Source organism: Brevundimonas sp. (genome assembly GCF_036732845.1).
GTDB lineage: Bacteria > Pseudomonadota > Alphaproteobacteria > Caulobacterales > Caulobacteraceae > Brevundimonas.
Genome location: NZ_DAINBO010000001.1, coordinates 65,815 through 87,904 on the forward strand (window position 1 = coordinate 65,815; position 22,090 = coordinate 87,904).

The window sequence follows — 22,090 nt, forward strand, 5'->3', positions numbered from 1 at the left end:
TCGCCGACGTGCGTATGTCAACCAGAAGCCGACACGCGTCCGAGGAACCCCACGCTTATGCCCATGCCAAGTTTCGATCGCCGAATGCTTCTCAGGGGCGCCGCCGTTGGCGGCGGGCTGCTTGGCCTGCAGGGACTTCTGCCGGCCTGGGCGCAGACCGGTACGGCGGGCTTGAGAACGGACCTGCCGACGCTGAGTGGGCCCAACATCGACCTGACAGTCGGCCACTCGCCCTTCACGGTCGGGGGGCGGACCGGCCATGCCGTGACGATCAACGGAGTGCTCCCGGCGCCCTTGCTGCGCCTGCGCGAGGGACAGAACGTGCGACTCTCCGTGACCAACGGGCTGGATGAGGACACTTCGATCCATTGGCACGGCCTATTGCTGCCGTTCCAGATGGACGGCGTCCCGGGCATCAGCTTCCCGGGCATCAAGCCGCGGGAAACCTTCGTCTATGAGTTCCCGATCAAGCAGTCAGGCACCTTCTGGTACCACAGCCACTCGAATCTTCAGGAGGCGATGGGCCACTACGGTCCGATCGTCATCGACCCGGCAGGCGTCGATCCCGTCGCCTACGACCGCGAGCATGTGCTGGTCCTGTCGGACTGGAGCTTCATGCACCCACACGAAATCCTGGAGAAGCTGAAGAAGAGCCCGGGCTACTTCAACCGGCAGCGCACCACGCTCGCCGGTCTGATCAACGGCAGCGACCGCATGAGCCTGGAGGAGCGGCGCATGTGGGGTGAGATGCGGATGGACCCGCGCGACATCCTCGACGTCAGCGGCTCGACCTATACCTATTTGATCAACGGCCACGGGCCGCAGGAGAACTGGACCGGCCTTTTCAGCCCCGGCGAGCGCGTGCGGCTGCGCATCATCAACGCCTCGGCCATGTCGATCTTCAACGTCCGCATCCCCGGCTTGCCGATGACCGTGGTGCAGGCCGACGGCGAGAACGTCCGCCCGGTCGAGACCGACGAGTTCCAGATCTCGGTCGCCGAAACCTACGACGTCATCGTCCGGCCGACTGAAGACCGGGCCTACACCATCGTCTCGGAGGCGATCGATCGCTCGGGGATGGGCCGCGCCACCCTTGCGCCGCGCCTGGGCATGACCGCCGAGGTTCCGCCGCTGCGCGAGGTCCCGAACCTGACCATGCGAGACATGGGCATGGGCGGAATGGATCACGGCTCAATGGGCGGCATGTCCGGAATGGACCACGGCACGATGGCCGGCATGGACCACGGCGCCCCAGCCCAAGGCGCGGCGCCGGCGGGCGAGATGGGCGGAATGTCCATGGCCGGAATGAACATGCGCGATCCAGAGAACGCCCCGCCGGATATGGCGGTCGGCGTGGGCGTCGACGCGATAGCCATGGCCCCCGCCAACCGCCTCGGCGAGCGGCCGATCGGCCTGACCAACGTCGACCACCGCGTTCTCGTCTACACCGACCTGGTGTCGCTGCAGCCGAACAAGGACCAACGCCCGCCGTCGCGGACCATGGAAATACACCTGACCGGCAATATGGAGCGGTTCATGTGGGGCTTCGACGGGCGGAAGTTCAGTGAACTGGTCGAACCCATCCGTTTCGAGCGGAATGAGCGGGTGCGCGTGACCCTGGTGAACGACACCATGATGGCCCACCCCATCCACCTGCACGGCCACTTCTTCGAACTGGTGACCGGCGGTCCCCCGGGGCATCAGCCGCTGAAGCACACGGTAAACGTCGCGCCCGGGGGCAAGGTGACGTTCGACCTGACCGCCGACGCGCCCGGCGACTGGGCCTTCCACTGCCACATGCTGATGCACATGCACGCCGGCATGTTCAATGTCGTGACGGTCCGACCAATGGACGGAGGCGCGTCATGAACCGCTTCGCCGTCGCCCTCGCTCCGCTGATCCTCGCCGCCAGCGCCGTCACCGCCCAAGCGCAGGACCCGCACGCGGGCCATGTCATGCCGGCGACCGCGGCGCCGCGAGCCACGCCCGCTCCGGCCGTTCGGCCTCAGACGTCCACCCGGCCGTCGGCGCAAGACCCGCACGCCGGTCATGTCATGCCGCCCGCGCCAACGCCGCCAGCGGCCGACCCTCACGCCGGCCATCAGATGCCGGCTGAGCCCCCGGTCGTTGATCCGCATGCGGGTCACGACATGTCGACAATGCCGCCGACGGCGCAGCCCGATCCGCACGCCGGCCACGACATGTCCGCCATGCCCTCCACCCAGGTCGACCCTCATGCCGGGCATGATATGTCGACCATGAGCATGGGGCCGCCGGACGTGCCGACCAGCGCCGACAATCCCGGCCGTCCTCCGGAGGACCCGCTCCCAGCCGCCGCCCTGAGCGGCCCCACGCACGCCGCCGATCTGGTCTTTGGCGCCGAAGCGATGGCGGCCGCCCGTCAGATTCTGGTTCGCGAGAACGGCGAGGTCCGCACCACCGCCGTCATCATCGATCGTCTCGAAGCCGGCTTCGGCGGTGCTGAGGAGTCGTATCTCTGGGACGTCCAGGGCTGGAGCGGCGGCGACATCAATCGCTTCTGGTGGAAGTCCGAGGGCGAAGGCGACTTTGGCGGCAAGTTGGAAGAGGCCGAACTCCAAGCGCTTTACAGCCGCGCGATAGCGCCGTTCTGGGATGTGCAGGCCGGCGTGCGTCAGGATTTCCGGCCCGACGGCGAGGATACGACGCACCTGGTCCTCGGCCTCCAGGGCCTGGCGCCCTATTGGTGGGAGATCGACGCGGCCGCCTTCCTCTCCACCGAGGGCGACCTGACCGCCCGCGTCGAGGCCGAATACGACCAGCGCATCACCCAGCGCCTGATCCTCCAGCCCCGCCTCGAAATCGACGCCTCAGCTAGCGACATTCCGGAGTTGGAGATCGGCTCGGGCTTGTCGTCCATCGAGGCGGGCCTGCGCCTGCGCTACGAGTTCCGCAAGGAGTTCGCCCCCTATGTCGGCGTTGAGTGGAGCCGGGCGCTGGGAAACACCGCCGACTACATCGAAGCCCGAGGCGGTGAGGCTGATGACACCCGCTTCGTCGTCGGCCTCAAGGCCTGGTTCTGACCCAAGGAGACCACCCCATGATCCGCATTCTCACCCTCACGGCCGCCCTGGCCTTCGCCGGCGCCGCCGCCGCCCAGGATCCGCACGCCGGGCACAATATGCAGACGCAGGCCGCCGAGCCTCAATCGGCCGTCACCACGGTTCCGGCAAACGGGGCCATGACCCACGGATCGCCAGAACGCTTCAGCGTCACCTTCCCCCATGCGATGGTCCTGAAGACGGTGACCCTGAGCGCCGAGGGGCAGGCCCCGGTGGTCGTGAATGCCCCCGCCGCACCGGCCGCCGCGACCGTCAGCGTGGCCCTTCCCCGGCTTGCCCAGGGAACCTACACCGCCGCCTGGACCGCTGAAGGTCCGGACGGCCACAAGATGTCCGGCTCTGTCAGCTTCATGGTTCACTAGGAGAACGACGATGCGAGTTTCCAACCTGCTGGCCGCCGCCGGCGCGATTCTGGCCCTGAGCGCTGGAGCGGCCTTGGCCGCCGAAGGCTGCGAATGCTGCAAGGATATGGCCGCTGACGCCGCCATGAGCTGCTGTGACAAGATGAAGTCCGACGCTCCGCCGCCCGCCGAACCCGCGCCGCCCGCGCCGGCGCCCTCGGATGCTCCGGCTCCCCAGGGTCACGCCGACCATAACTGACCGCCCGATCTGAACCACTCCGGCAGGCGCTCCGACGGGTCGGAGGTCTGTCCGGAGCAGACAGGCCTCAACCCTCGGCCTTCGTCGCGCTGAGCCGCGCCGCGCTCCCTGTGACGCCCACTCCCGCAACCCGGATGAAACGGACGGTTTCGGCCCGCGTCCGCGGATCGGCGACGAAGCCCGCGTCGGCGAAGGCGAGGTGCTGGGGCATTTGCTCCCTCGCCGGATTCGCGCGCCACCAGTCCTCCAGCGACGCCGCCTTGGGCAAGATGCCGCCGACGATCCGCTCGATGTCCCGAAACGACAGGTCCACCTCGGCGCCCGTCTGACGTCTGAGAAAGGCTGCGAGCGGCGTGTATTTAGCCATCTGGGTGTCTTGCTCCGCTGCTGCCGGGGGTCAAGCCCGGCTGGCGCGCTTGCGCTGCCCGATCTAGACTTACCGGCGGCGGGTTCCGGGAACGATAGGCGCCGATCGAGAGCCAGGGGACGTGCAAACGTCGGCGGCGATCGGCGGCGAAACGCCGGGCTTCATCACAGAAGTTCCTGGCCCGCCCCCTTCCCTCATCCCGGGTCGATCAGACCGCGCCGGACCGCCGAGGCGACCGCTTCGATCCGGGTCCGGACCCGGAGTTTGGAACAGACCTTCTCAAGATAGCTGTCCACGGTGCGGGGCGACAGCGACAATATGGTTCCGATGTCGGAGGAGCTCTTCCCGCGACAGACCCATTGCAGGCATTCCTGTTCGCGCGGGCTCAGGCCGACCGCAGGCGATCCACGGTCCGGATCTTCGGAGACAGCTTCCATATTACACCACGGGTTGTCCGACTTTCTCCGTACACGGCGGGTTCGGACCCGGGCAACGTCGATCAATTGCGGGCCGCCCGCAGGTTTCTTGCGGTCCGACGGCGCCGGTTGAACCGTAGAAGGGTCGCGCCTACAGCGGAGCCGTCGGGCGCCGCGAGATAGGCGCACAGCCGGAGCCGGGGTTCGTCGCTGACGGAGGCGGCGCTGCGCGCTGAAGTAACGGGCCTCGATCGCAGAGGATTCCAACGCCCGACCCCTCCCGCTTGCGTCGGGATTCCGTTTGATTCATGCTTCGATGTCGGCGTTCGCGCCGATAGGGGCCTGGAATCCCCTGTGCGATATCAAATCATCGACGGCTGCCGCTCTGTGCGTCGGCCGGTTGCCGCCATCTGAGCGCGCGCGTCGGCGCGCCTGCCCGGAATCGCGCGGCCACGCCGGGATTCCCGCCCCTCTCGTCGAGAGGTCGGAGATCCGTGGTGACCGATACGAAGCAGCTGGGGGTGGAGGCGCAGGACGGGATCAACCGTCTCTACCGGCGATACGCCGTCTGGCTGGATCGCCGGTTGCGCCCTCACATCGGCGCCGACGCTGCGGCGGATGTCGTCCAGGAGACCTACCTCAGGGCGGCGCCTTACGCCGTGTCGGACATCCGCCATCCAAAAGCGTTCCTGCTGCAGATCGCCCTCAATCTGGTCCGCGATGAAAGCCGAAGAGAGGGCCGACGCCGCCAGAGCCAGGCGCTTCAAAGACCTGCCGAGGCCGAGGCCGCGCCGCAGTTCGACCAAGTCCTTCTCGAACAGGTTATCCGGTCCATGCCGCAACTCTACCGCGACGTCTTCGTCTTGAACCGCTTTGGCGGTATGACTTATCCCGAGATCTCCGTGTCGCTCGAGATCAGCGTGAAAACGGTGGAATGGCGAATGTCCAGGGCGCTTCAGTACTGCGCGTCTCGGCTGGACCTGTAGGCAACGGATGATGATCGAGGCTGAAGCCGACATCAGGCGCAAGGAAGCCGCCGACTGGTTCAGCAAGTTGAACCAGCGCAAGGTCACGACCGCCGACGTGAAGGCGTTCAGCGCGTGGCGGCGAGACCCGGAGAACGCGCGCGCTTTCAGCCGTCTCGAAGCCATGTGGGACGCGGCAGGGACGCTGGCGCAAAGCCCCGGGGTGGCGGGGCTCGCCGACGAGGCCTTGAGTCGGGTCGAAAAGGCGCGCCCGCGCCGTCGGATGCGGGACGCCGGCCGTCTGATCCCGCTCGGCGTCGCGGGCGCCATGGCGCTTGTGATCGGAGCCGGGAGCCTGACCTGGTGGTCCCTGCAGCGGCCGGACGCCTACGCCACGGCCATCGGCGAGCAACGCACCGTGCGGCTGGAAGACGGTTCCCGCATCGTCCTCGACACGGACTCGCGGGTCACCGTTCGCTTCACCGACGCCCGTCGCGTGGTCACGCTCGCAGCAGGACGCGCCATGTTTGAGGTCGAGGGCGACGCTGCGCGGCCTTTCTTCGTCCAGGCGGGCGACACGGAGGTCACCGCCGTCGGCACGCGCTTTGACGTTCGGCGATCCGGCTCCGGGGCGCGTGTCGTCCTGGTCGAAGGGCGCGTCGACGTTCACAAGCCGTCCTCGAGGACGGCCCAATGGACCCTGGAGCCCGGCCAGCAGGTCACCACCTCGGGTCCAACGCCCCGGGTCGTCGCGGTCAATGTCCCGGCCGAAACCAGTTGGACGGTCGGGCGGCTGACTTTTGAGAACACGCCAATCGCTGCGGCCGTGGCGGAAGTGAACCGCTACACCTCCAAACCGATCGAGCTTCGCGACGAACGCATCTCGTCGATCCGGGTCAGCGGCGTTTTCAATGCCGGGGACGTCGACGGCTTCGTCGCCGCCCTGCGCGACCTCTATCACCTGGAAGCCGCCACGGCGGCCGACGGCCATCTGATCCTTTTGGGGCCGGCATGAAAATAATCTGCGTCCGGACTTAGGGGACGCCCCGCGACCCAACGTCTCCTCCCCGCCCCGCAAAGCCGCGGGTAGAAAAGAGGGGGGAAAATCATGAGTCACAGGTTCACTTCAACCGCGCTCGCCGCGCTCATGCTGGGTGTCGCGACGCCGGTCATCGCGCAATCGACCGAGGCTGTCCGGACGTTCAGCATCGGCGCCGGTCCGCTTGAGCGCAGCCTGCCGGTGTTCGCCCAGCAGAGCGGCCTGCAGATTCTCTATCCCAGTGCACTCGTGGCCGGCCGACAGGCCCGCGCCCTCACCGGCGACTACACCCCCGAAGCCGCGCTCGCGGAGCTCCTGCGCGGGACGGGCCTGGCCTATCGCCAGAGCCGCCCGACGGTCTTCGTGCTCGTTGATCCCTCGGCCCGTGCCGAAGCCGAACCGCAGGCCACCCAGCTTGAGGAAGTCGTGGTCACGGGGACCTATCTGCGAGGCGCGGACAGTCCGTCGCCGGTCACCGTCATCACCCAGGACGACATCGCGCGGCAGGGGCGCGCGACGGTCGCCGAGACGCTCGCCGCCCTGCCCCAGAACTTCACGGGCGCCGCGTACGAGGGCTCGGCCGGAACGGGCGCGGACCGCACGAGCCGCAACTCGGCCTATGCGACCGGGGTGAACCTGCGGGGTCTGGGCGCGGATGCGACCCTCGTCCTGGTCAACGGCCGGCGCATCGCGGGCACCGGCAGCGCCGGCGACTTCTCGGACATCTCCAACCTTCCCAGCAGCGCCATCGCCCGGGCGGACGTGCTGCTCGACGGCGCATCGGCCCTCTACGGCGCTGACGCGGTCGGCGGCGTCGTCAACATCATCCTGAAGTCCCGGTTCGACGGCGCCGAAACACGGCTGCGCGTCGGCGGCACCAGCGACGGCGGGGCCGAGGAGACGCTCCTGTCCCATAGCGGCGGTTTCAACTGGTCCAGCGGCGGCCTCATCGCCGCTTACGAATTCCACGACCGCGGCGAGTTGCGCGCCGCCGACCGTCGCGCGACCGCGAATGCGGACCTGCGTCCGCTGGGCGGTTCGGACCGGCGCTTCACCTACGCGGCCCCCGGCAACCTCATGGCCTTCGATCCGGTCAGCGGATCCTATGAACCGGTCTACGCCGTCCCTCGCAACCAGAACGGCGTGGGCCTCACGCCCGGAGACTTTCGCCCGGGCGAGGTCAATCTGACCAATCAGATGGAGGGTCTTTGGAGCCTGCCGCACCAGCGTCGGCACAGCCTGTTTGTGGCGGGCCGGCAGGACCTTCCGGGCGGTTTCAGTCTGGACGGCGACCTTCGCTACACCGACCGGACCTACAGCCAGGACTCGGTGGCCGATATCGGCATCCTGTTCGTGACGCCGGACAATCCCTTCTTCGTGCCGGTGGCGGGCGAGCCCTATCAGGAGATCGCCTATTCCTTCATCAACGACCTGGGACCAGGCCGTGACGAAGGCTTCTCCCGCAGCGTCGGCGGCGCCGTCGGGATCACGGGCGAACTCGCCGGATGGAACCTCGCGGCCTATCTGAGCGGCGGTCGCGAGACCACCGGGCTTACGGCCTCGAACCGGGTGCAGACGACCCGGCTCGACGAGGCCCTCGGCGCGACGCCGAATGATCCGAGGACCCCATTCAACCCGGCGGTCGACGGCTATTTCAATCCCTATGGCGATCCCGCCGCCCACAGCCCGGCCCTGCTGGCCTTCATCGGGTCCGGTTACCTTCGGTCCGAGAACATCAGCACGGTCGGCTCCTTCAATCTCAAGGCCGACGGCGTCCTCTTCGCCCTGCCGGGCGGCGACCTGCGCATGGCCGTCGGTGTCGATTATCGCCAGGAGCGCTTCGAGACCTCCGGCGAGAATTTCATCTCCGGCGCGGCGCCGCGCATCGCCGCCCCGACGGCGTTCGAGCGCGACGTCTCGGCCGCATTCGTCGAACTGCGCGCCCCGCTCGTGGGGCCCGACAACGCCCGGCCCGGCCTCGAACGGCTGGAGCTGTCCCTCGCCGGTCGTGTCGAGGACCATGAGGGGATCGGCCAGACCAGCAATCCCAAGGTCGGCGTCCTCTACAACCCGACCCCCGATCTGCTCCTGCGGGCCAGTTACGGCACCTCGTTCCGCGCCCCTTCGCTGAGGGAGTTGAACAGCGCCTACCGGCTCGGCCCGGTGTTCCTGGACCGCGCCGGCGTCAATGTGATCAGCATCGTCCAGTACGGGGGCAACCCGAATCTCATCCCGGAGACCGCGGAATCGTGGACGGCGGGCTTCGTCTGGACGCCTGCCGCCGCCGAAGGGCTGCGGATCGAGGGCGGCTGGTTCCGGACGACCTTCGAGGACCGGATCGCGACCCCGGTCGCGGAGAACCTGATCAATGCGCTCAACGATCCGACCCTGGCCCCTTTCATCCGCTATGTGAGCCCCGGCTCTAACGCGGACGACCGGGCCTATGTCCAGTCCCTGCTCAGCCACCCGGGCAATTTCAATCCGAACGTCTTCCCGGCGACCGCCTACGGCGCCGTCATCGATAACCGCTACGTCAATGCTTCGGCCGTGGAGGTCGAGGGGCTCGACCTTTCGACCCGCTATCGCTTCACCCTGGGGTCGGATGACATCTCGCTCGACGCGAGCGTGACCCATCTGCTGACCAACGACCGGACGGTCACGGCTGCGTCGCCCACCGAGGACCTGCTCGGCGCCCCGAACTTTCCCGCCCGGTGGCGGGGCCGCTTCGGCGCCCAGTGGCAGCGGGGCCCGCTCACCCTCGGCAGCGCCCTCAACCACGTCAGCGGAGGACGCGATCGGGTCAACGGACGCGGGATCGATGACTGGATCACCCTGGACGGCCAGGTCCGCTACGACTTCGGGAGCGGATGGGGCGAAGGCCTTTCGCTCACCCTCAATGTGCTCAACCTGACCAATGAGGAGCCGCCCTTCTACGATGCGCCGGCGGGGATCGGTTACGACGCCGCCAACACCAATGTGCTGGGCCGGCAGATCTCCCTTCAGCTCGTCAAGCGCTGGTGAGCGTCCATGCGCATGGTCGCTTTCGCCCTCGCGGGCCTGCTCGCGACGGCGGGCCCGGCGTTGGCCAGGCAAGAGCCGCTCACGGTGGATGTCATTCTGGGGCTCGAGAGCTTCGGACGGGTCGCGATCGATCCGTCCGGCGCGGTCGCCGTCTTCGAGGAGCGGCGCGCCCGAGGCGATCTCCCCCGCCATGATCTGGAGGCCGAAGGCGCCAACCGGTACGCCCGGCTGTACCGCATCGACCTCGACGCCCCCGACCATCCGCAACCGCTCCTGACGATGGACGAAGACGCCGGCTATTCCGTCGGCGCCTTCTCGCCCAGCGGTCGGCGTCTGGCCGTGTTTCGGCTCCGGAACGACGAATGGCGGCTGGGAATCGTCGAGATCGCCGCGGGGGAGGTGGTGTGGACCGATGTGGCGCCGGAGCTTGGCCTATGGGGCCGGTCCCTGGAATGGCTCACGGACGACACCCTCGTCGTGCTTGGCATGCCGGACGGGGCGCTTCCTCCAAGACTGGCGGGCCCCCGCGCCGAACAGGCACGCCTGCTGGCGCTGAGGGCGGCGGCGACGGCCGGGTCGCCGGCTGCGATCACGGTGGGCGAAGACGGCCCGCCGGAAGCCTTGCCGCCGCGACGTCTCTGGCGGATCGACGCCGTCACCGGAGAGGCCGCGGCGATCGCCGACGGTCCCTTCCTCGACCTCGAGGTCTCTCCGGACGGACGATACGCCGCGCTTCTGCTGGACGGCCCCCTCCTGCCGCCGCCCTCCGCCGATACCGCGAGCGAGGTGCGCCGCGCCCGGGGGCTGGAGCTCGTCGAGCTGACCACCGGGGCCGCCGTCCGGCCGCCCGAAGCCGGCAACATCTCTACGAGCCTGCTCGCCTGGTCGCCAGCCTCCGACGCGCTTCTCGTGGCCACGATCGGCGACGAGCCGGCCCGGCTCCTGACCGTCGCTCCGGACGGCGCGGCGCGGGATGTGACCCCGGCCGGAGCGCACCCGACCACGCCGATCGACTTCCAGGGCATGGCGACGGCCGAGGGCGGCTGGCTGGGCGAGACCCCGATCTTCAAGGGCCGCTCCGGATCCCGCGAGGGCTGGTTCGTCGCCGGCGCCGACGCCCTGCCGCTCCTGGGCCTGTCTCCGGACGCCCGGCTCGTCGCCGAGGGTCGGTCCTCGGTTCTGTTTACCAGCGGCGGGCGCGTCGTGCGCCTTGGTGCAGACGGCGAGCTCCCCGATCTCGGGGCCGTCGCGTCGGCGGTGAACCCCCGCGGTCCTTTCGGATTACGGGCGCAGAGCGGTCCGCTGAAGGCGGCCTTCGCCGTGGCCGAGCGTCCCGATGGGCGACTGTGCCAAGTCTGGGCCGATCCCGGAGCCGAGTCTCGATGCGTCGCAGCGACGCCAGGGGCCGCGATCAGCTGGAGCCGGGAGATCGGCCTCGACCGGAGCGGGCCGGAGGCGGAATCCAATACGCTTCGCCTACAGAGTGGTCCTCGCCGGGAGGTGGTCTGGCGGCTGAACCCCGAACTCGACCGGATCGCGGTCGCGGCGCCCCGGCGGGTCACCGGCGTCGGCGGCGCGGGCGGCTGGCTCTATCCGCCGTCAAACCCGACAGCGGCGCCGCCCGTGATCGTGGTGCCCTATCAGGGCGAGGCCTACCCCGCCCCGCCGTGGTGGATGCGGCGGGAGTCCACCAGCCTGTCGCTGGCGCCGCAGCTGATGGTCACGGCGGGCTACGCCATCCTCATCCCGGACCTTCCCGCGACCCCGGAACCGGCTGACGGCCTCGCCCAACGCATCCTGTCGGTCGTCGACGCCGCGGCGGCGGAAGGGTTGGTCGATGCAGACCGGATCGGCTTGTGGGGCTGGAGCTTCGGCGCCTGGTCCGCCGTGATGAGCGCGGCCCAGTCTCCCCGCTTCGACGCCGTGGTGGCGTTGAACGGGCCGATGAATTTCTCGACGGTCATCGGGGACGTCGGTTCGACCCTGCGGCTGGAGGGCGGGCATGCGCTCGCCGCGACAGCTGGGGCCCGCTGGCTGGAGTCCGGCCAGGCCGAGATGCGCGACGCCTACTGGCGTGCGCCCGACCGGTATCGGCGCAACAGTCCGTTCGAGCAGGCGGACCGCATCACCGCGCCGACGCTTCTGGTGGTGGGAGAATACGACCTTATGCTGGGCCAGTCGGAGCAGCTCTACGGGGCGCTGCACCGTCTGAACCGCCCGGTGGCCCTGACTCTCCTCATCGGCGAGGACCACGGCGTTCAGAGCCCGGGCAACATCCGGCTCTACTACGACCAGGTGCGCGACTGGTTCGGCCGGCATCTCATGGGACCCGGCGGTCCAGCCGCTCCCGCCAGCGGCGCACCCAGGCCTCCGTCAGCGCCAGACTGAGCAGGTGGGAATGACCACCGCGCCACAGCAGGGCGTCCCGGGTGAGGCGGTCCTCCAGTCCGGGATCGATCAACCCCGCCTCCGCCAGTGCGCCGCCGAGCAGATAGTCGCGCAGGAAGTCCAGGTGCGCGGCGACGGCGCCGCCGTAATAGGCGCCCAGTTCGCCCTTGGAGCGGCGATCCAGGATCGAGGGCGGCAAGACATCCGCGAAGGCGGCGCGCGCGGCGGCGCGGTCACGCCCGCCCCAGGTCAGATCGACCGCCGACAGGGCCAACCCCGCCTCCACCACCGGCTGGCTGAGCAGCGGATTGACGCAGGGGCCCAGACGGCTGCGCACCGCCGGCCCCTGAAACGTCTGGCAGAAGGCCAAGGCGGACATCTGCAAGGCTTTGGCAGGCGGGACGCCGCGCAGATCGTCGAGCCAGGGGTGGTCCCAGCCGGCGCGATGGCAGACCTCCTCGCGCCAGTCCCGGGCGAGCGCCGTGGGCCACAGGGGGCGCCGCAGCCAGCGCGAGAGGCGATGCAGGACCACCAACCGCGCGCGACCGCGCCGCTCCCAGATCTCGTCCAGCCCGATCAGCAGGCTGGGCATCTGAAAGAAGACCGCGTCGCCGCCCTGCCCCGTCAGCGAGCCCCAGCCGCCCGTCGCCTCGATCCGGTCGGCGATGTCGTCGTTGTAGTCGGGATCGATGTCGTTGGCCGCTGGCCGGAAGGTCTCGGCGCACGCGGCCAGGCGGGCGGCGTCGAGCCTGAGGCCGTCGCGACGGACTTCCGTCAGCGTAAAGCCATGCCTTTCCGCCACCGCACGGGCGTAGGCCCGCTCGTCGCCCTCGGGCTGATCGACGTAATGGTTGACCCAGGCGGCGACGTTGCGGCGTTGGTCGGCGGTCAGGACGCCCGCCACGATGGCGGAGTCCAGGCCGCCGCTGACCTCGGTGATCCAGGGCCTGTCGCCCGCCAGCGCCCGCACCGACCGTTGCACCGCCCCTCGGAGGTCGGGAGGCGGACGCGAACCCCGGTCCCGGTACACCTCCGCGGGCCTCCAGATCTGGCGACCTTGGTTGACGCCCTCCCCAACGACCCGCAGTTCGCCACCGGCGACGGCCTGCAATCCGGTTAGGGCCAGTCGATGTCGATATTCGCCGGGGCGGGCCACCAGGGCGGCGACCGCGTCCCAATCCAGCGCGATCCCGTCGGGCAGCCAGGGATCGATGACCGCCGCGGCGCTCGTCGAGATCAAGGTCACGCCGGCCTTGCGCCAGACGACGCAGTCCAGGGCGCCCGACGGGTCGCGGAGCACGGCGACGTCGCCCTCGACCCGCCGGACCAGCAGGTAGCGCCCCCAATGGTCCGAACAGACCGTGCGGGCCTGCGCCGCGTCCAGCCGTCGGCATCCCAGGGCGCCGCGCGCCCGCAGCGACAGCGCCTGGCCCTCGCGGTCGTAGATCTCGCCGAGCACCACGCCGTGCCCGTCGAGCCCCCGCGCCACCTCGAGCCGTCCGCCGGTCGGGGCGAACACCTGGATGAAGGGGTCATGCGACTTGCGGGACCAGCCGGCCCGGCTCAGGCGCTGTCGAAGCGGCGCGACCAAGGCGTCGAGCGCAGCCGGATTGTCGCCGACCAGAATGATCGCAGAGTCCGCCGCCACCTCAGATCACCAGGATCGGTCGATAGACGGTCAGGGTTTCCGGGGCTTCGCTGACGCACTGGTCTCCGCTCTGCAACCAGCAATGGGCGAGAAAGGGGAAGGTGCGGACCCCGAACACCCAGTCCGCGTCCAGATCCGCGGCATTGACGAAGCGCAGGAGCAGTTCCGCCTGGAGCAGGCAGGCGCCGGTCCAGGGCGCCAGCGGCAGCAACTGGCGGAACACCTCGACCCGCACGGCGAGCGCCTCGGGATCCGACCGGCGACCGCGACGCCGGGCGTATCGCCGGCTGAGGTCCAGAAGCGTCGGGCGGCGGCGCACCGCGTCGATCCAGATGAGGCCGAAGGTGGCGAGGTCGCGCAGCGTCGGCCGGATCGGCGGCGCAGGCGGCAGGCGCGCCGACGGCAGGGCCGGCGGCGGGCTCCGATCTTCCGGCGCCGACGTGGGATGCAGCAACTCCTCGGCGGCCAGGCGAAGAAGATCGTCTATCGACCCCAGCGCCCGCCGTCCCTCGATCCGGAGATCGCCGCACTCCGGCAGGCACAGATAATCGTCCGCGGCGAGATCGAGCAGGACCAGATCGTCGCCGACACGGACCGCGTGAATGCCCTCGGCGAGCCAGCCGCAGTGACCGTCCTCGGCGCGAAGCGCTTCGGCCATTCCCAGACCTCTCCCTGTTAGAGCTGAACTTGGCTGGTCCGCCCTGCGGCAGGACCCGGCGGGGCCGTCCGGAACCGGACGGCCCCCTGGGCTCATTCCGGCGGCATGGTCCAGTGACGGGCCGGGTTCAGTTCGGTGAACGGTCCCATCAGGATCGCCCGGGTCAGCCGACGGGCGGCCCCCAGACGCAGCATGCGCGTCTCGTTCTGGATCTTCATCGATCCCTCTCCTGTGTCAGGAATGGCCCCTGCTTGCGGCGTCCGGGGCGAGGCCGGGCCCGGACGTCCGGGCCGCCGAAGCGGCCCGTCCGATCATTCGCTGGGCGGAATGGTGTACTTCAGCACCGGATTCAGCTCGTCGAATTCGCCGCGCGAGACCGCGCGGGTCAGGGTGCGGGCGGCCCCGAGGCGCACGAGGCGCGAGGTGCTCTTGGTCATGGTCGTCTCCTGTTTTGAAGGCCGACAAAACGTCGACGACGAACCATCAACGCCGGAAAGCAAATCGATTCAAACTATATTTCGCGTATACTTCGACTGACCTGGATCGATCCGCCGAACACGGGAGGCGAGGCCCGTCGCGGCGATCCGCCAGCGCGCATAGTAGGCCTCGACCTTGCTCGCCGGCGCGGGACCCGCGGCCGCTTCGGTCGGGCCGTTCAGGCGTCTGAGCGGCGCCAGGCGACGGCGCACGCGAACGAGGCTCTCGATCAGGGGCTGGTTGTCACAGGCGTCGACCAAGTCGTCGATCCACGCCTCGACGGACGCGTCCGTGGCGTCGCAGGGCTGGGCGACCCGGGTGTAGAGCGCCGCGAGACCGACATGGGCGGCCTCCAGATCGAGCAGACCCAGAACGTCCTCCAGAGGCGCGGCGCGGGTGAAATAGCCCAGACCGCGGCGATCCTCGACGAGGCCTTCGCCGCACAGGCGGGACAGGGCTTCGCGCACCGGGCTGGTGCTCAGCCCGAGCGAGGCGGCGATGTCGACCACGGACAGATGCTGGCCGGGGGCCAGGCCGTCCTCGAGCGCGGCGCGCAGGCTGGCGAGCGCCAGGCCGAAGGGATCGCGCTGCCTCACGACCGCCTCCGGGCCGCTCCGGGACGCAGATCGACGACCGGCAAGCTTCGGGGCGATCGGGACATGCGGCGCCTCCTATACTGATGTCCGCAAGAAAGTTGCGCGGTATCCGCAGCTTTTATGCTGTTGATCTTTCTAGGCTTTCATTTGGCGCATCGCTAAGGCATTTTTCAACCTGTAGGGGTGCACTCGCTTCGTAGTCGTGTGGCGCCGGAGGCGAGGGAGTAACTGGAGACATGGACGCCCGACACACCCAGACGGCGAACGCGGTGCTCTCCTCCAGCCTGCGCCTGATCCGGTCCCATCGGCGGATGCGGGCCGCGGACGTCGCCCAGGGCATGAACATGGCGCTGCGGTCCTATGAGCATTTCGAGTCCGGCGCCGGTCGGATCAACCTCGAACGTATTCACCGCTTCGCGGAGGTCACCGACAGCGATCCGCACGGAATCCTCGCCGCCCTGGCCCTTGGGTCGCCCGCCTTCGCCTTGCGGTGCGCCGACAACAAATTGGCGACCATCCTCGCCGTGGCGCTGCAGGAGTTCGACGAAGAAGCCGGGGACGCCATCGGCGATCTGGACGCCCGCACCATCATCAACGCCTTCACCAAGAGCCTGAAGGACCTCGCCGATCAATCCGTCCGGCGCGACGCCGAGGCCGAGGCCTGGCTTGAACAGCGCCGGGGACGGTTGATGGCGCCCGCCCGGGAGGATGGGACCGGCGACGGCGCGTAACGCCCCCTCGCCACGGTCGTAGACTTGCGGTCCGAGACTCGCGGACTGGCGCGCGGGACCGATTGCGCGGTTGGATTCGGGCATGAAAGTCCTCCCCCCTCATTCCCCCGCCCCATCTGCTTCACCCTGCCACCGGCTGTCGGATCGCCAGCGGGAATGTCTGGACCTGGCGGCTCTGGGTCTGACCTCCGCCCGGATCGGCGATCGGCTCGGCCTGTCGCCCCGAACGGTCGACGAGCATCTCATGGCCGCCTGTCGCGTCCTCGGCGTCCGCACCCGCATCCAGGCCGTCGCCCGGCTCGCCGCCGCTCAGCGGCCGTCCGAACCCCGGACCTTCCTACCGTAGATTTGCGGCGGGGAGCTCGCGGGTCGCCGGTCCCGCTCCCGATCGGGTTTGCTGGGGGCTCATGCTGGAGCCCGCCGTGCTGGACCTCAATCTGATCCTCGCCCTGTCCCAGGCCTGCGCGCCGCAAGTGGCGCCGGAAACCCTGGCGGCCATCGCCTATGCGGAGAGCCGGTTCAACCCGATCGCGATCGGCGTCAACCGGGGTCCGCGTCCGGCCCGATCGCCTCGGGACGCCGCGGACGCGGCGCGCATCGCCCGCGGCCTGCTGGCGCGGGGCGCGAACCTCGATCTCGGCGTGGCCCAGATCAACAGCGACAATCTGGACTGGCTCGGCCTGTCCGTGGAGGCGGCCTTCGACCCGTGCCGCAACCTCGCCGCCGCCGGCGTCGTCCTGCGCGCGGGCTATCGCCCGGCCGAAGGTGTCGATCGCCAGACGACCCTGAGGGTCGCGCTGTCCCGATACAACACCGGCCATCCGGAGCGCGGCTTCCGCAACGGCTACGTCGCTCGCGTCGAGGCGGCCGCCGCGACCCTCGGCGTCCTGCCGCTCGCCCCTGTTCGAACCCCTGCAGACGACCGGCCCGCACCACCCGCTCCGCCGCTGCCGCCGCCCGCCTGGGACGTTTTCGGGCGGGCCCAGGCCAGCGCCGTCCTCACCTTCACCGCCGCCCCAGACACGGAGTTCTGAGATGACCGCATCCGCGACCGTCCGCAGGGCCGGCGCCGCCGGCGCCATCGCCCTCGCCGCCAGCCTCGTCCTGGTCCAGCCCGCCTTCGCCTCGGCCAATGTCGAAGGCCTTCTGCAGAACGTCGTCGACATGCTCACCGGCAACACGGCCCGGCTTCTGGCCGTGCTGGCGGTCGTGGTCGTCGGCATCCTGTGGATGTTCGGCCTGTTCGACCTGCGGCGGGCGGCGATCGTCGTGCTCGGCATCGTCGTGGTCTTCGGCGCGGCCGAGATCGTCAACCTGATCACTGGCGGTGCGTGATGGAGGCGACCCTGCCCTGGCTGGCGGTCGCTTCGGCCTCGATCGTCCTGGCCCTGTGCCTGATGCTCGGCCTGAAGCTGATCTCGCCCACGCGGTTCGCCCAGATCCTCGCCGGCCTCGCCTCGGGGCTCGCCCTCGCCCTGACCCTGTCGCGCCTGTCCGCCGGAGGTCATCATGGCTGACGAACGTCTGACCGAGGACCCGCTGTTCCTGGCCTGCACGCGGCCGGCCATGATCCTGGGCGTGCCCATGGAGGCCATGGGCGTCAACGTCATCGTCTCGGGCGTCGTCTTCCTCGTCGGCGGCAGCCTGCTCTATCTGCTCGTCGCCCCGGCCCTGCATTTGGTCTTCCGGGCGATCTGCCGGGCGGACCACAACGCCTTCCGGCTCCTCTTCGTCTATGTCGACACCAAGGGCCGGTCGCGCAATGCGGGCCTCTGGGGCGGGAGTTCGGCGACGCCCCTCCCCCTCGTCCGCCGCTATCGCCTGGCGGAGCTGACCCGTGGCTGAGGGCGGGGTTCCTCCGGCGCGCCTGCGGCGGGAGGCCGACGCCCGGCCGCACCTGCCCTATGCGCGTCATGTCTCCGACCCTGTGGTCGCACTCGACAGCGGCGCCCTGATGATGGTGTTCCAGATCGACGGCGCCAGCTTCGAGACCGCCGACGCCCGGGATCTCAACGACTGGCACGTCAAGCTCAACCAGGCCTGGCGCAATCTCGCCGACGACCGCTTGGCGGTCTGGCATCATGTGGTCCGCCGTCCGGTCGACCTGGAGCGGTCCTCCGGCTTTCGGTCGACTTTCGCCGGAGAGCTCGGCGCCCTCTACGACAATCGGGTCGCGGGCCGGCAGCTCTGGATCAACGAACTGTTCGTCACCCTCGTCCTGCATCCGGGTCGCGACGCGGGCGACCGGGCCGCGGCGCTGGCGAAGCGTCTGAAGGCGGCGCGCCGCAACGACGGCGAGGTCGAGGTCGCCCATATCCGGCGCATCGAGGAGGCCGGGCGCGATCTGGCGCAGTACCTCGGGCGCTACGCGCCGCGCCGGCTCGGTCTCTACGAACGCGACGGCCTGTGGTTCTCCGAGCCGATGGAGGTCATGCGCCTCGTCCTGACCGGACGCCGGTCGCCGGTCCCAATCGTGTTCGGCCACCTTGGCTCGGCGGTCTACACCGTGCGCGCCATCTTCGGTCGCGAGACCCTCGAGCTGCGCGACGCGGCCGATGCGCGCTACGCCGGCGTCCTGGCCATCAAGGAGTATCCGGCGACGACCCGGCCCGGACTGTGGGACGACCTGCTGAGCGTCCGCTTCGGCTTCGTGATCAGCCAGTCCTTCGCCTTCCTGTCCAAGGCCTCGGCCCGGGCGGTGATGGAGCGCAAGCAGAACCAGATGGTCTCGGCGCGCGACCGCGCGGCCTCCCAGATCACCGGCCTGTCCGACGCGCTGGACGATCTCGTCAGCAACCGCTTCGTCATGGGCGAGCATCAGGCCTCGATCCTCGTCCACGGCGACACGCCGACCGCGCTGGCGGAGCATCTGTCCAAGGCCCGCGCCATCCTCGCGGACTCCGGCCTGGTCGTCGCGCGCGAGGATCTGGGGCTGGAAGCCGCCTTCTGGTCCCAGTTCCCCGGAGCCTTCGCCCGCCGCACCCGGCCCGCCGCCATCACCTCGCGCAATTTCGCGGCCCTGGCGCCGTTCCACGCCCATCCCGTCGGCAAGGCCCACGGCAATCACTGGGGCGAGGCCGTCGCCGTGCTGCGCACCACGGCCGGTTCGCCCTTCTGGTTCAACTTCCATGTCGGCGATCTGGGCCACACCTTCATCTGCGGACCGTCCGGATCGGGCAAGACCGTCGTCCAGAACTTCATGCTGGCGCAGTTGGAGCGGTTCGACGCCCAGCAGCTGTTCATCGACAAGGACCGGGGCGCCGAGATCTTCGTCCGCGCCTGCGGCGGAACCTACCTCGCCCTGCGCAACGGCGAGCCGACCGGCTTCGCCCCGTTCAAGGCGCTCGATCCTGGCCCCGCCAACCGCGCCTTCCTGGTCCGGCTCGTCCGGGCCCTCGTCGCCCGACCGAACGAAACCCTGACCGTGCCCGAGGCCCGGGCCATCGATCAGGGCGTGGCTGCGCTGGAGGCCCTTCCGCCCGAACGTCGCTCCATCGCCGCCCTGCGCAGCCTGCTCGGCCAGGGCGACGCCGGCGGCGTGGGGGCCCGGCTGGAACGCTGGCAAAGGGGCGGGCCGCTCGGCTGGGTGCTCGACAACGACGAGGATGCTCTCAGCCTGGAGGCCCGATTCGCCGGCTTCGACATCACCCAGGTGCTCGACCACGATGAGGTCCGCACCCCCGCGATGATGTATCTGTTCCACCGCATCGCCGAACGGATTGACGGCCGCCGCCTCGTCCTCGACATCGACGAATTCTGGAAGGTGTTGGGCGACCCGGCTTTCACCGATCTCGCCCAGGACGGGCTCAAGACCTGGCGCAAGCAGAACGCCTTCATGGTGTTCGGCACCCAGTCGCCCGCCGACGCCCTGCGCTCCCCGATCGCCCACGCCATCCTCGAGCAGTGCGCGACCAAGATCTTCCTGCCCAACGCCCACGGTCAGGCGCGCGACTATGTCGACGGCTTCGGCCTGACCCAGGAGGAGTTCCGCCTGGTGCGCGAGGTGCTGACCCCGGAGTCGCACCGCTTCCTGGTCAAGCAGGGCCATGACAGCGTGGTCGTGGAACTGGACCTGGGCGGCATGGACGACGCCCTGTCGATCCTGTCCGGCCGCACCGAGACCACTGCCCTGCTCGACCGGCTGCGCGCCGAGGTCGGCGACGAGTACGCGCGCTGGCGCGATCCCTTCCATGACCAGAGGAGGTTCCTGTGAGAACCCGCATTCCCTTCGCCGCGGCGGCCGCCGCCCTCGTCCTCGCCGTCGCCCCGACGGTCCAGGCCCAGCAGATCGTCCACGATCCCCGGGCCCTGGCCCAAATGATCGAGGAGGCGCGCACGACCCTGGACCAGTTGAGGGCGCTGCAGACCCAGGTCGAACAGGGCCGGCAGCTGTTCGACAGCCTGAACGACCTGTCCGGCGTCAACGCCCTGGCCGGCGAGCTCGGCCTGCCGACGGTGCGCAATCCGCTGCCCGACATGCGCGCCCTTCGCGCGGCGGCCGACGGCGACCTGTCCGCGCTCGGCGACCTCGCCGACCGCGCCGACGCCATCCGCCGCGACACCCGGCTCTATACGCCGCCGGCGGGCGACCTCGATCCGGCCGAGGCCTATTACCGCGACAGCCTCGAACGCGCCGGCGCCCGCACCGCGCGGGACCTCGCCATCGGCGAGGCGGTCGGCGGCGCGGCGGACCGGCGTCTTGAGGGTCTGGAGACGCTCCGCTCCGCCCTCGACACCGCGCCCAACGCCCGCGCCGTCCTGGATCTCGAAGCCCGCCTCGCGGCCGAGCAGGCGATGATCCAGAACGAACAGGTCCGGCTGCAGGGTCTCGCCCTGACCCAGGCGGCCGAGGCGCGTCTGGAGGAGCAGCGCGCCCGCGAACGGGCCGAAGCCGCCCGGACGGCGCGCATGGACGTCTATGAAAGGGCGTTCCGGTGAAACGGTCCGCCCTGCTCGTCGCCCTCGGACTCGTCGGTTGCGGGGCGCCCGAGCGGACCGCCGAAGACTTCGCCGCGGATCCCGACGCGGCCGAGGCGGTCGTGGCGGCCTGCGACGCCGGTCGCGCCGAGCGCGAATGCGAAGCGGCGCGTCAGGGTCTGGCCGAAGCGCGGCGGCAGGCGCGGATGCGCGTCTATGAGCGGGCCTTCTGAGGATCCCGACGATGAGCTTTCGCGTCTTCGAGCCCAGCTACGACTTCATCGACGAAAGGCTCAACGTCTTCCTCGGCGACCGTCTGTCGTCGGTGATCGCCGAGGTCGAGGGCCCGCTGCGCATCGCCCTAGTGCTCTATGTCGTGCTCTACGGCGTCGCCATCCTCAGGGGCGCGATCAGCGAGCCGGTGATGGACTTCGCCGTCCGGTCGCTGAAACTGGCCTTCCTCTATCTGCTGGCGACCACGGCCGCCTATTCCACCTTCGTCACCGAGCCGTTGTTCACCGGCCTGCCCAACGCCCTGACCCGGGCGGTCAGCGGCGCGGACACTCCCAGCGTCGGCGCGGCCTTCGACCAGTTCTTCGCCTATGCGGCCTGGCTCGGCGAGGACATCTCGCGCGACGGCTCCGCCTTCAATCCGGGCCCCTGGGTCGTCTCGGCCGCCGTTTTCATCATCGGGGCCCTGGCCGCCGCCCTCGGCTTCGGCGTGGTGCTGGTGGCCAAGCTGGCCCTGGCCCTGCTCGTCACCCTCGGCCCCATCTTCATCGCCTGCGCCCTGTTCGACGCGACCCGCCGCTTCTTCTTCGGCTGGCTCAGCCAGGCGGTGAACTACCTCGTCCTGTTCGCCCTGATCATCGTCATCTTCCAGCTCGTCCTGTCGCTCGTGCGCGACCAGTGGGGCGCGATCCAGGGGGCCGATTCGATGATCGGCGGCCTGATCTTCATCGCCCTGTGCCTGCTGGGGGCGATCTTCTTCCTGCAGACCCCGGCCATCGCCGCCGGCATCGCGGGCGGCGCCAGCGCCGGCCTCGCCGACTTCGCCAACGCCGCGGCCCTGGGCGGGAGCGGCTCGGGCCGCACCCAGGGTCCGCAAGAAGCCAGCCGCCAACCGCCCAGGGGCGGCGGCTCCATCCGACCGAGAGGCGCCTGAC

The 22,090-nt window shown here is 69.7% G+C and carries 25 protein-coding genes; 18 read left to right on the forward strand and 7 right to left on the reverse strand.

The window, feature by feature from the left end; genetic code table 11:
* Positions 1–57: 57 nt before the first annotated feature.
* The 4 genes from V7D63_RS00370 to V7D63_RS00385 are packed head-to-tail and all read left to right on the forward strand — an operon-like array spanning position 58 to position 3,701.
* Entirely contained in the window at positions 58–1,869 is a 1,812-nt protein-coding gene (locus V7D63_RS00370) for a copper resistance system multicopper oxidase (protein ID WP_442882100.1), read from the forward strand.
* Positions 1,866–3,062, forward strand: coding sequence for a copper resistance protein B (locus V7D63_RS00375; protein WP_017505552.1), 1,197 nt, complete (start codon positions 1,866–1,868; stop codon positions 3,060–3,062). Before V7D63_RS00370 ends, V7D63_RS00375 begins: the two co-directional genes overlap by 4 nt.
* Positions 3,063–3,079: 17 nt before the next feature.
* Positions 3,080–3,463 (forward strand): copper resistance CopC family protein, encoded by a 384-nt coding sequence (locus V7D63_RS00380; protein ID WP_333590285.1) that lies wholly within the window; start codon positions 3,080–3,082, stop codon positions 3,461–3,463.
* Positions 3,464–3,473: 10 nt separating this feature from the next.
* A complete protein-coding gene (locus V7D63_RS00385) occupies positions 3,474–3,701 on the forward strand; it encodes a hypothetical protein (protein WP_017505554.1) in 228 nt (75 codons plus the stop codon).
* 67 nt (positions 3,702–3,768) lie between these two features.
* On the opposite strand, the gene V7D63_RS00390 is transcribed toward V7D63_RS00385, so the two are convergent.
* Both V7D63_RS00390 and V7D63_RS00395 read right to left on the reverse strand, forming a co-directional pair.
* Positions 3,769–4,068, reverse strand: a complete 300-nt coding sequence (locus V7D63_RS00390) for a DUF7662 domain-containing protein (protein WP_333590286.1) — start codon at positions 4,066–4,068, stop codon at positions 3,769–3,771.
* 194 nt (positions 4,069–4,262) lie between these two features.
* Positions 4,263–4,505, reverse strand: a complete 243-nt coding sequence (locus tag V7D63_RS00395; protein WP_298123417.1) for a helix-turn-helix transcriptional regulator — start codon at positions 4,503–4,505, stop codon at positions 4,263–4,265.
* Between the two features lie 476 nt (positions 4,506–4,981).
* On the opposite strand from V7D63_RS00395, the gene V7D63_RS00400 reads away from it, so the two are divergent.
* The 4 genes from V7D63_RS00400 to V7D63_RS00415 all read left to right on the forward strand — a co-directional run bounded on the left by V7D63_RS00400 (position 4,982) and on the right by V7D63_RS00415 (position 11,897).
* Positions 4,982–5,470: an RNA polymerase sigma factor gene (locus V7D63_RS00400; RefSeq protein ID WP_066625047.1), complete on the forward strand. Its 489-nt coding sequence runs from the start codon at positions 4,982–4,984 to the stop codon at positions 5,468–5,470.
* 7 nt (positions 5,471–5,477) lie between these two features.
* Positions 5,478–6,464, forward strand: a complete 987-nt coding sequence (locus V7D63_RS00405) for a FecR family protein (RefSeq protein WP_333590287.1) — start codon at positions 5,478–5,480, stop codon at positions 6,462–6,464.
* A gap of 93 nt (positions 6,465–6,557) precedes the next feature.
* Positions 6,558–9,509 carry a TonB-dependent receptor gene (locus V7D63_RS00410; RefSeq protein ID WP_333590288.1) on the forward strand — a complete coding sequence of 984 codons (2,952 nt, stop codon included), beginning with the start codon at positions 6,558–6,560 and terminating at the stop codon, positions 9,507–9,509.
* 6 nt (positions 9,510–9,515) lie between these two features.
* On the forward strand, positions 9,516–11,897 hold the full coding sequence (locus V7D63_RS00415; protein WP_333590289.1) for a S9 family peptidase: 2,382 nt from the start codon (positions 9,516–9,518) through the stop codon (positions 11,895–11,897).
* Here V7D63_RS00415 and V7D63_RS00420 read toward each other — a convergent pair.
* The 5 genes from V7D63_RS00420 to V7D63_RS00440 all read right to left on the reverse strand — a co-directional run bounded on the left by V7D63_RS00420 (position 11,830) and on the right by V7D63_RS00440 (position 15,276).
* Positions 11,830–13,545 carry an asparagine synthase-related protein gene (locus V7D63_RS00420; RefSeq protein ID WP_333590290.1) on the reverse strand — a complete coding sequence of 572 codons (1,716 nt, stop codon included), beginning with the start codon at positions 13,543–13,545 and terminating at the stop codon, positions 11,830–11,832. The genes V7D63_RS00415 and V7D63_RS00420 overlap by 68 nt on opposite strands.
* 1 nt (position 13,546) lies before the next feature.
* Positions 13,547–14,203 carry a lasso peptide biosynthesis B2 protein gene (locus tag V7D63_RS00425; protein WP_333590291.1) on the reverse strand — a complete coding sequence of 219 codons (657 nt, stop codon included), beginning with the start codon at positions 14,201–14,203 and terminating at the stop codon, positions 13,547–13,549.
* A 92-nt stretch (positions 14,204–14,295) separates the two neighbouring features.
* Complete coding sequence (locus V7D63_RS00430) at positions 14,296–14,421, reverse strand: hypothetical protein (protein WP_280513208.1); 126 nt, start codon at positions 14,419–14,421, stop codon at positions 14,296–14,298.
* Positions 14,422–14,514: 93 nt separating this feature from the next.
* Entirely contained in the window at positions 14,515–14,640 is a 126-nt protein-coding gene (locus tag V7D63_RS00435) for a hypothetical protein (RefSeq protein ID WP_280513207.1), read from the reverse strand.
* A 69-nt stretch (positions 14,641–14,709) separates the two neighbouring features.
* Complete coding sequence (locus V7D63_RS00440) at positions 14,710–15,276, reverse strand: GntR family transcriptional regulator (protein WP_066624965.1); 567 nt, start codon at positions 15,274–15,276, stop codon at positions 14,710–14,712.
* A gap of 236 nt (positions 15,277–15,512) precedes the next feature.
* Here V7D63_RS00440 and V7D63_RS00445 point away from each other — a divergent pair, with 236 nt between their 5' ends.
* The 10 genes from V7D63_RS00445 to V7D63_RS00490 all read left to right on the forward strand — a co-directional run bounded on the left by V7D63_RS00445 (position 15,513) and on the right by V7D63_RS00490 (position 22,089).
* Positions 15,513–16,007, forward strand: coding sequence for a helix-turn-helix domain-containing protein (locus V7D63_RS00445; RefSeq protein WP_218015909.1), 495 nt, complete (start codon positions 15,513–15,515; stop codon positions 16,005–16,007).
* A gap of 82 nt (positions 16,008–16,089) precedes the next feature.
* Entirely contained in the window at positions 16,090–16,353 is a 264-nt protein-coding gene (locus V7D63_RS00450) for a helix-turn-helix domain-containing protein (RefSeq protein ID WP_292072504.1), read from the forward strand.
* 61 nt (positions 16,354–16,414) lie between these two features.
* Positions 16,415–17,041 (forward strand): lytic transglycosylase domain-containing protein, encoded by a 627-nt coding sequence (locus tag V7D63_RS00455; protein ID WP_084375296.1) that lies wholly within the window; start codon positions 16,415–16,417, stop codon positions 17,039–17,041.
* Position 17,042: 1 nt separating this feature from the next.
* A complete protein-coding gene (locus V7D63_RS00460; protein WP_066624959.1) occupies positions 17,043–17,342 on the forward strand; it encodes a TrbC/VirB2 family protein in 300 nt (99 codons plus the stop codon).
* Positions 17,342–17,524, forward strand: a complete 183-nt coding sequence (locus V7D63_RS00465; RefSeq protein ID WP_333590292.1) for a hypothetical protein — start codon at positions 17,342–17,344, stop codon at positions 17,522–17,524. Before V7D63_RS00460 ends, V7D63_RS00465 begins: the two co-directional genes overlap by 1 nt.
* On the forward strand, positions 17,517–17,852 hold the full coding sequence (locus V7D63_RS00470; protein ID WP_066624953.1) for a type IV secretion system protein VirB3: 336 nt from the start codon (positions 17,517–17,519) through the stop codon (positions 17,850–17,852). The genes V7D63_RS00465 and V7D63_RS00470 overlap by 8 nt, the downstream gene beginning before the upstream one ends.
* Positions 17,845–20,220, forward strand: a complete 2,376-nt coding sequence (locus V7D63_RS00475; RefSeq protein WP_333590293.1) for a VirB4 family type IV secretion/conjugal transfer ATPase — start codon at positions 17,845–17,847, stop codon at positions 20,218–20,220. Before V7D63_RS00470 ends, V7D63_RS00475 begins: the two co-directional genes overlap by 8 nt.
* Positions 20,217–20,945: a type IV secretion system protein gene (locus V7D63_RS00480; RefSeq protein WP_333590294.1), complete on the forward strand. Its 729-nt coding sequence runs from the start codon at positions 20,217–20,219 to the stop codon at positions 20,943–20,945. The genes V7D63_RS00475 and V7D63_RS00480 overlap by 4 nt, the downstream gene beginning before the upstream one ends.
* The gene (locus tag V7D63_RS00485) at positions 20,942–21,157 is read left to right on the forward strand and encodes an EexN family lipoprotein (protein WP_298123379.1); all 216 of its coding nucleotides are present in this window, start codon (positions 20,942–20,944) and stop codon (positions 21,155–21,157) included. Before V7D63_RS00480 ends, V7D63_RS00485 begins: the two co-directional genes overlap by 4 nt.
* 11 nt (positions 21,158–21,168) lie before the next feature.
* The gene (locus V7D63_RS00490; RefSeq protein ID WP_333590295.1) at positions 21,169–22,089 is read left to right on the forward strand and encodes a type IV secretion system protein; all 921 of its coding nucleotides are present in this window, start codon (positions 21,169–21,171) and stop codon (positions 22,087–22,089) included.
* The last annotated feature ends 1 nt before the right edge of the window (position 22,090 follow it).

What these genes read in the sequence shown, in the direction of transcription:
- V7D63_RS00370 (WP_442882100.1), top strand. Translation starts at nt 58, where the DNA reads ATGCCCATGCCAAGTTTCGATCGCCGAATGCTTCTCAGGGGCGCCGCC.
- V7D63_RS00375 (WP_017505552.1), top strand. Translation starts at nt 1,866, where the DNA reads ATGAACCGCTTCGCCGTCGCCCTCGCTCCGCTGATCCTCGCCGCCAGC.
- V7D63_RS00380 (WP_333590285.1), top strand. Translation starts at nt 3,080, where the DNA reads ATGATCCGCATTCTCACCCTCACGGCCGCCCTGGCCTTCGCCGGCGCC.
- V7D63_RS00385 (WP_017505554.1), top strand. Translation starts at nt 3,474, where the DNA reads ATGCGAGTTTCCAACCTGCTGGCCGCCGCCGGCGCGATTCTGGCCCTG.
- V7D63_RS00390 (WP_333590286.1), bottom strand. Translation starts at nt 4,068, where the DNA reads ATGGCTAAATACACGCCGCTCGCAGCCTTTCTCAGACGTCAGACGGGC.
- V7D63_RS00395 (WP_298123417.1), bottom strand. Translation starts at nt 4,505, where the DNA reads ATGGAAGCTGTCTCCGAAGATCCGGACCGTGGATCGCCTGCGGTCGGC.
- V7D63_RS00405 (WP_333590287.1), top strand. Translation starts at nt 5,478, where the DNA reads ATGATGATCGAGGCTGAAGCCGACATCAGGCGCAAGGAAGCCGCCGAC.
- V7D63_RS00410 (WP_333590288.1), top strand. Translation starts at nt 6,558, where the DNA reads ATGAGTCACAGGTTCACTTCAACCGCGCTCGCCGCGCTCATGCTGGGT.
- V7D63_RS00415 (WP_333590289.1), top strand. Translation starts at nt 9,516, where the DNA reads ATGCGCATGGTCGCTTTCGCCCTCGCGGGCCTGCTCGCGACGGCGGGC.
- V7D63_RS00425 (WP_333590291.1), bottom strand. Translation starts at nt 14,203, where the DNA reads ATGGCCGAAGCGCTTCGCGCCGAGGACGGTCACTGCGGCTGGCTCGCC.
- V7D63_RS00430 (WP_280513208.1), bottom strand. Translation starts at nt 14,421, where the DNA reads ATGAAGATCCAGAACGAGACGCGCATGCTGCGTCTGGGGGCCGCCCGT.
- V7D63_RS00435 (WP_280513207.1), bottom strand. Translation starts at nt 14,640, where the DNA reads ATGACCAAGAGCACCTCGCGCCTCGTGCGCCTCGGGGCCGCCCGCACC.
- V7D63_RS00445 (WP_218015909.1), top strand. Translation starts at nt 15,513, where the DNA reads ATGGACGCCCGACACACCCAGACGGCGAACGCGGTGCTCTCCTCCAGC.
- V7D63_RS00450 (WP_292072504.1), top strand. Translation starts at nt 16,090, where the DNA reads ATGAAAGTCCTCCCCCCTCATTCCCCCGCCCCATCTGCTTCACCCTGC.
- V7D63_RS00455 (WP_084375296.1), top strand. Translation starts at nt 16,415, where the DNA reads ATGCTGGAGCCCGCCGTGCTGGACCTCAATCTGATCCTCGCCCTGTCC.
- V7D63_RS00460 (WP_066624959.1), top strand. Translation starts at nt 17,043, where the DNA reads ATGACCGCATCCGCGACCGTCCGCAGGGCCGGCGCCGCCGGCGCCATC.
- V7D63_RS00465 (WP_333590292.1), top strand. Translation starts at nt 17,342, where the DNA reads ATGGAGGCGACCCTGCCCTGGCTGGCGGTCGCTTCGGCCTCGATCGTC.
- V7D63_RS00470 (WP_066624953.1), top strand. Translation starts at nt 17,517, where the DNA reads ATGGCTGACGAACGTCTGACCGAGGACCCGCTGTTCCTGGCCTGCACG.
- V7D63_RS00490 (WP_333590295.1), top strand. Translation starts at nt 21,169, where the DNA reads ATGAGCTTTCGCGTCTTCGAGCCCAGCTACGACTTCATCGACGAAAGG.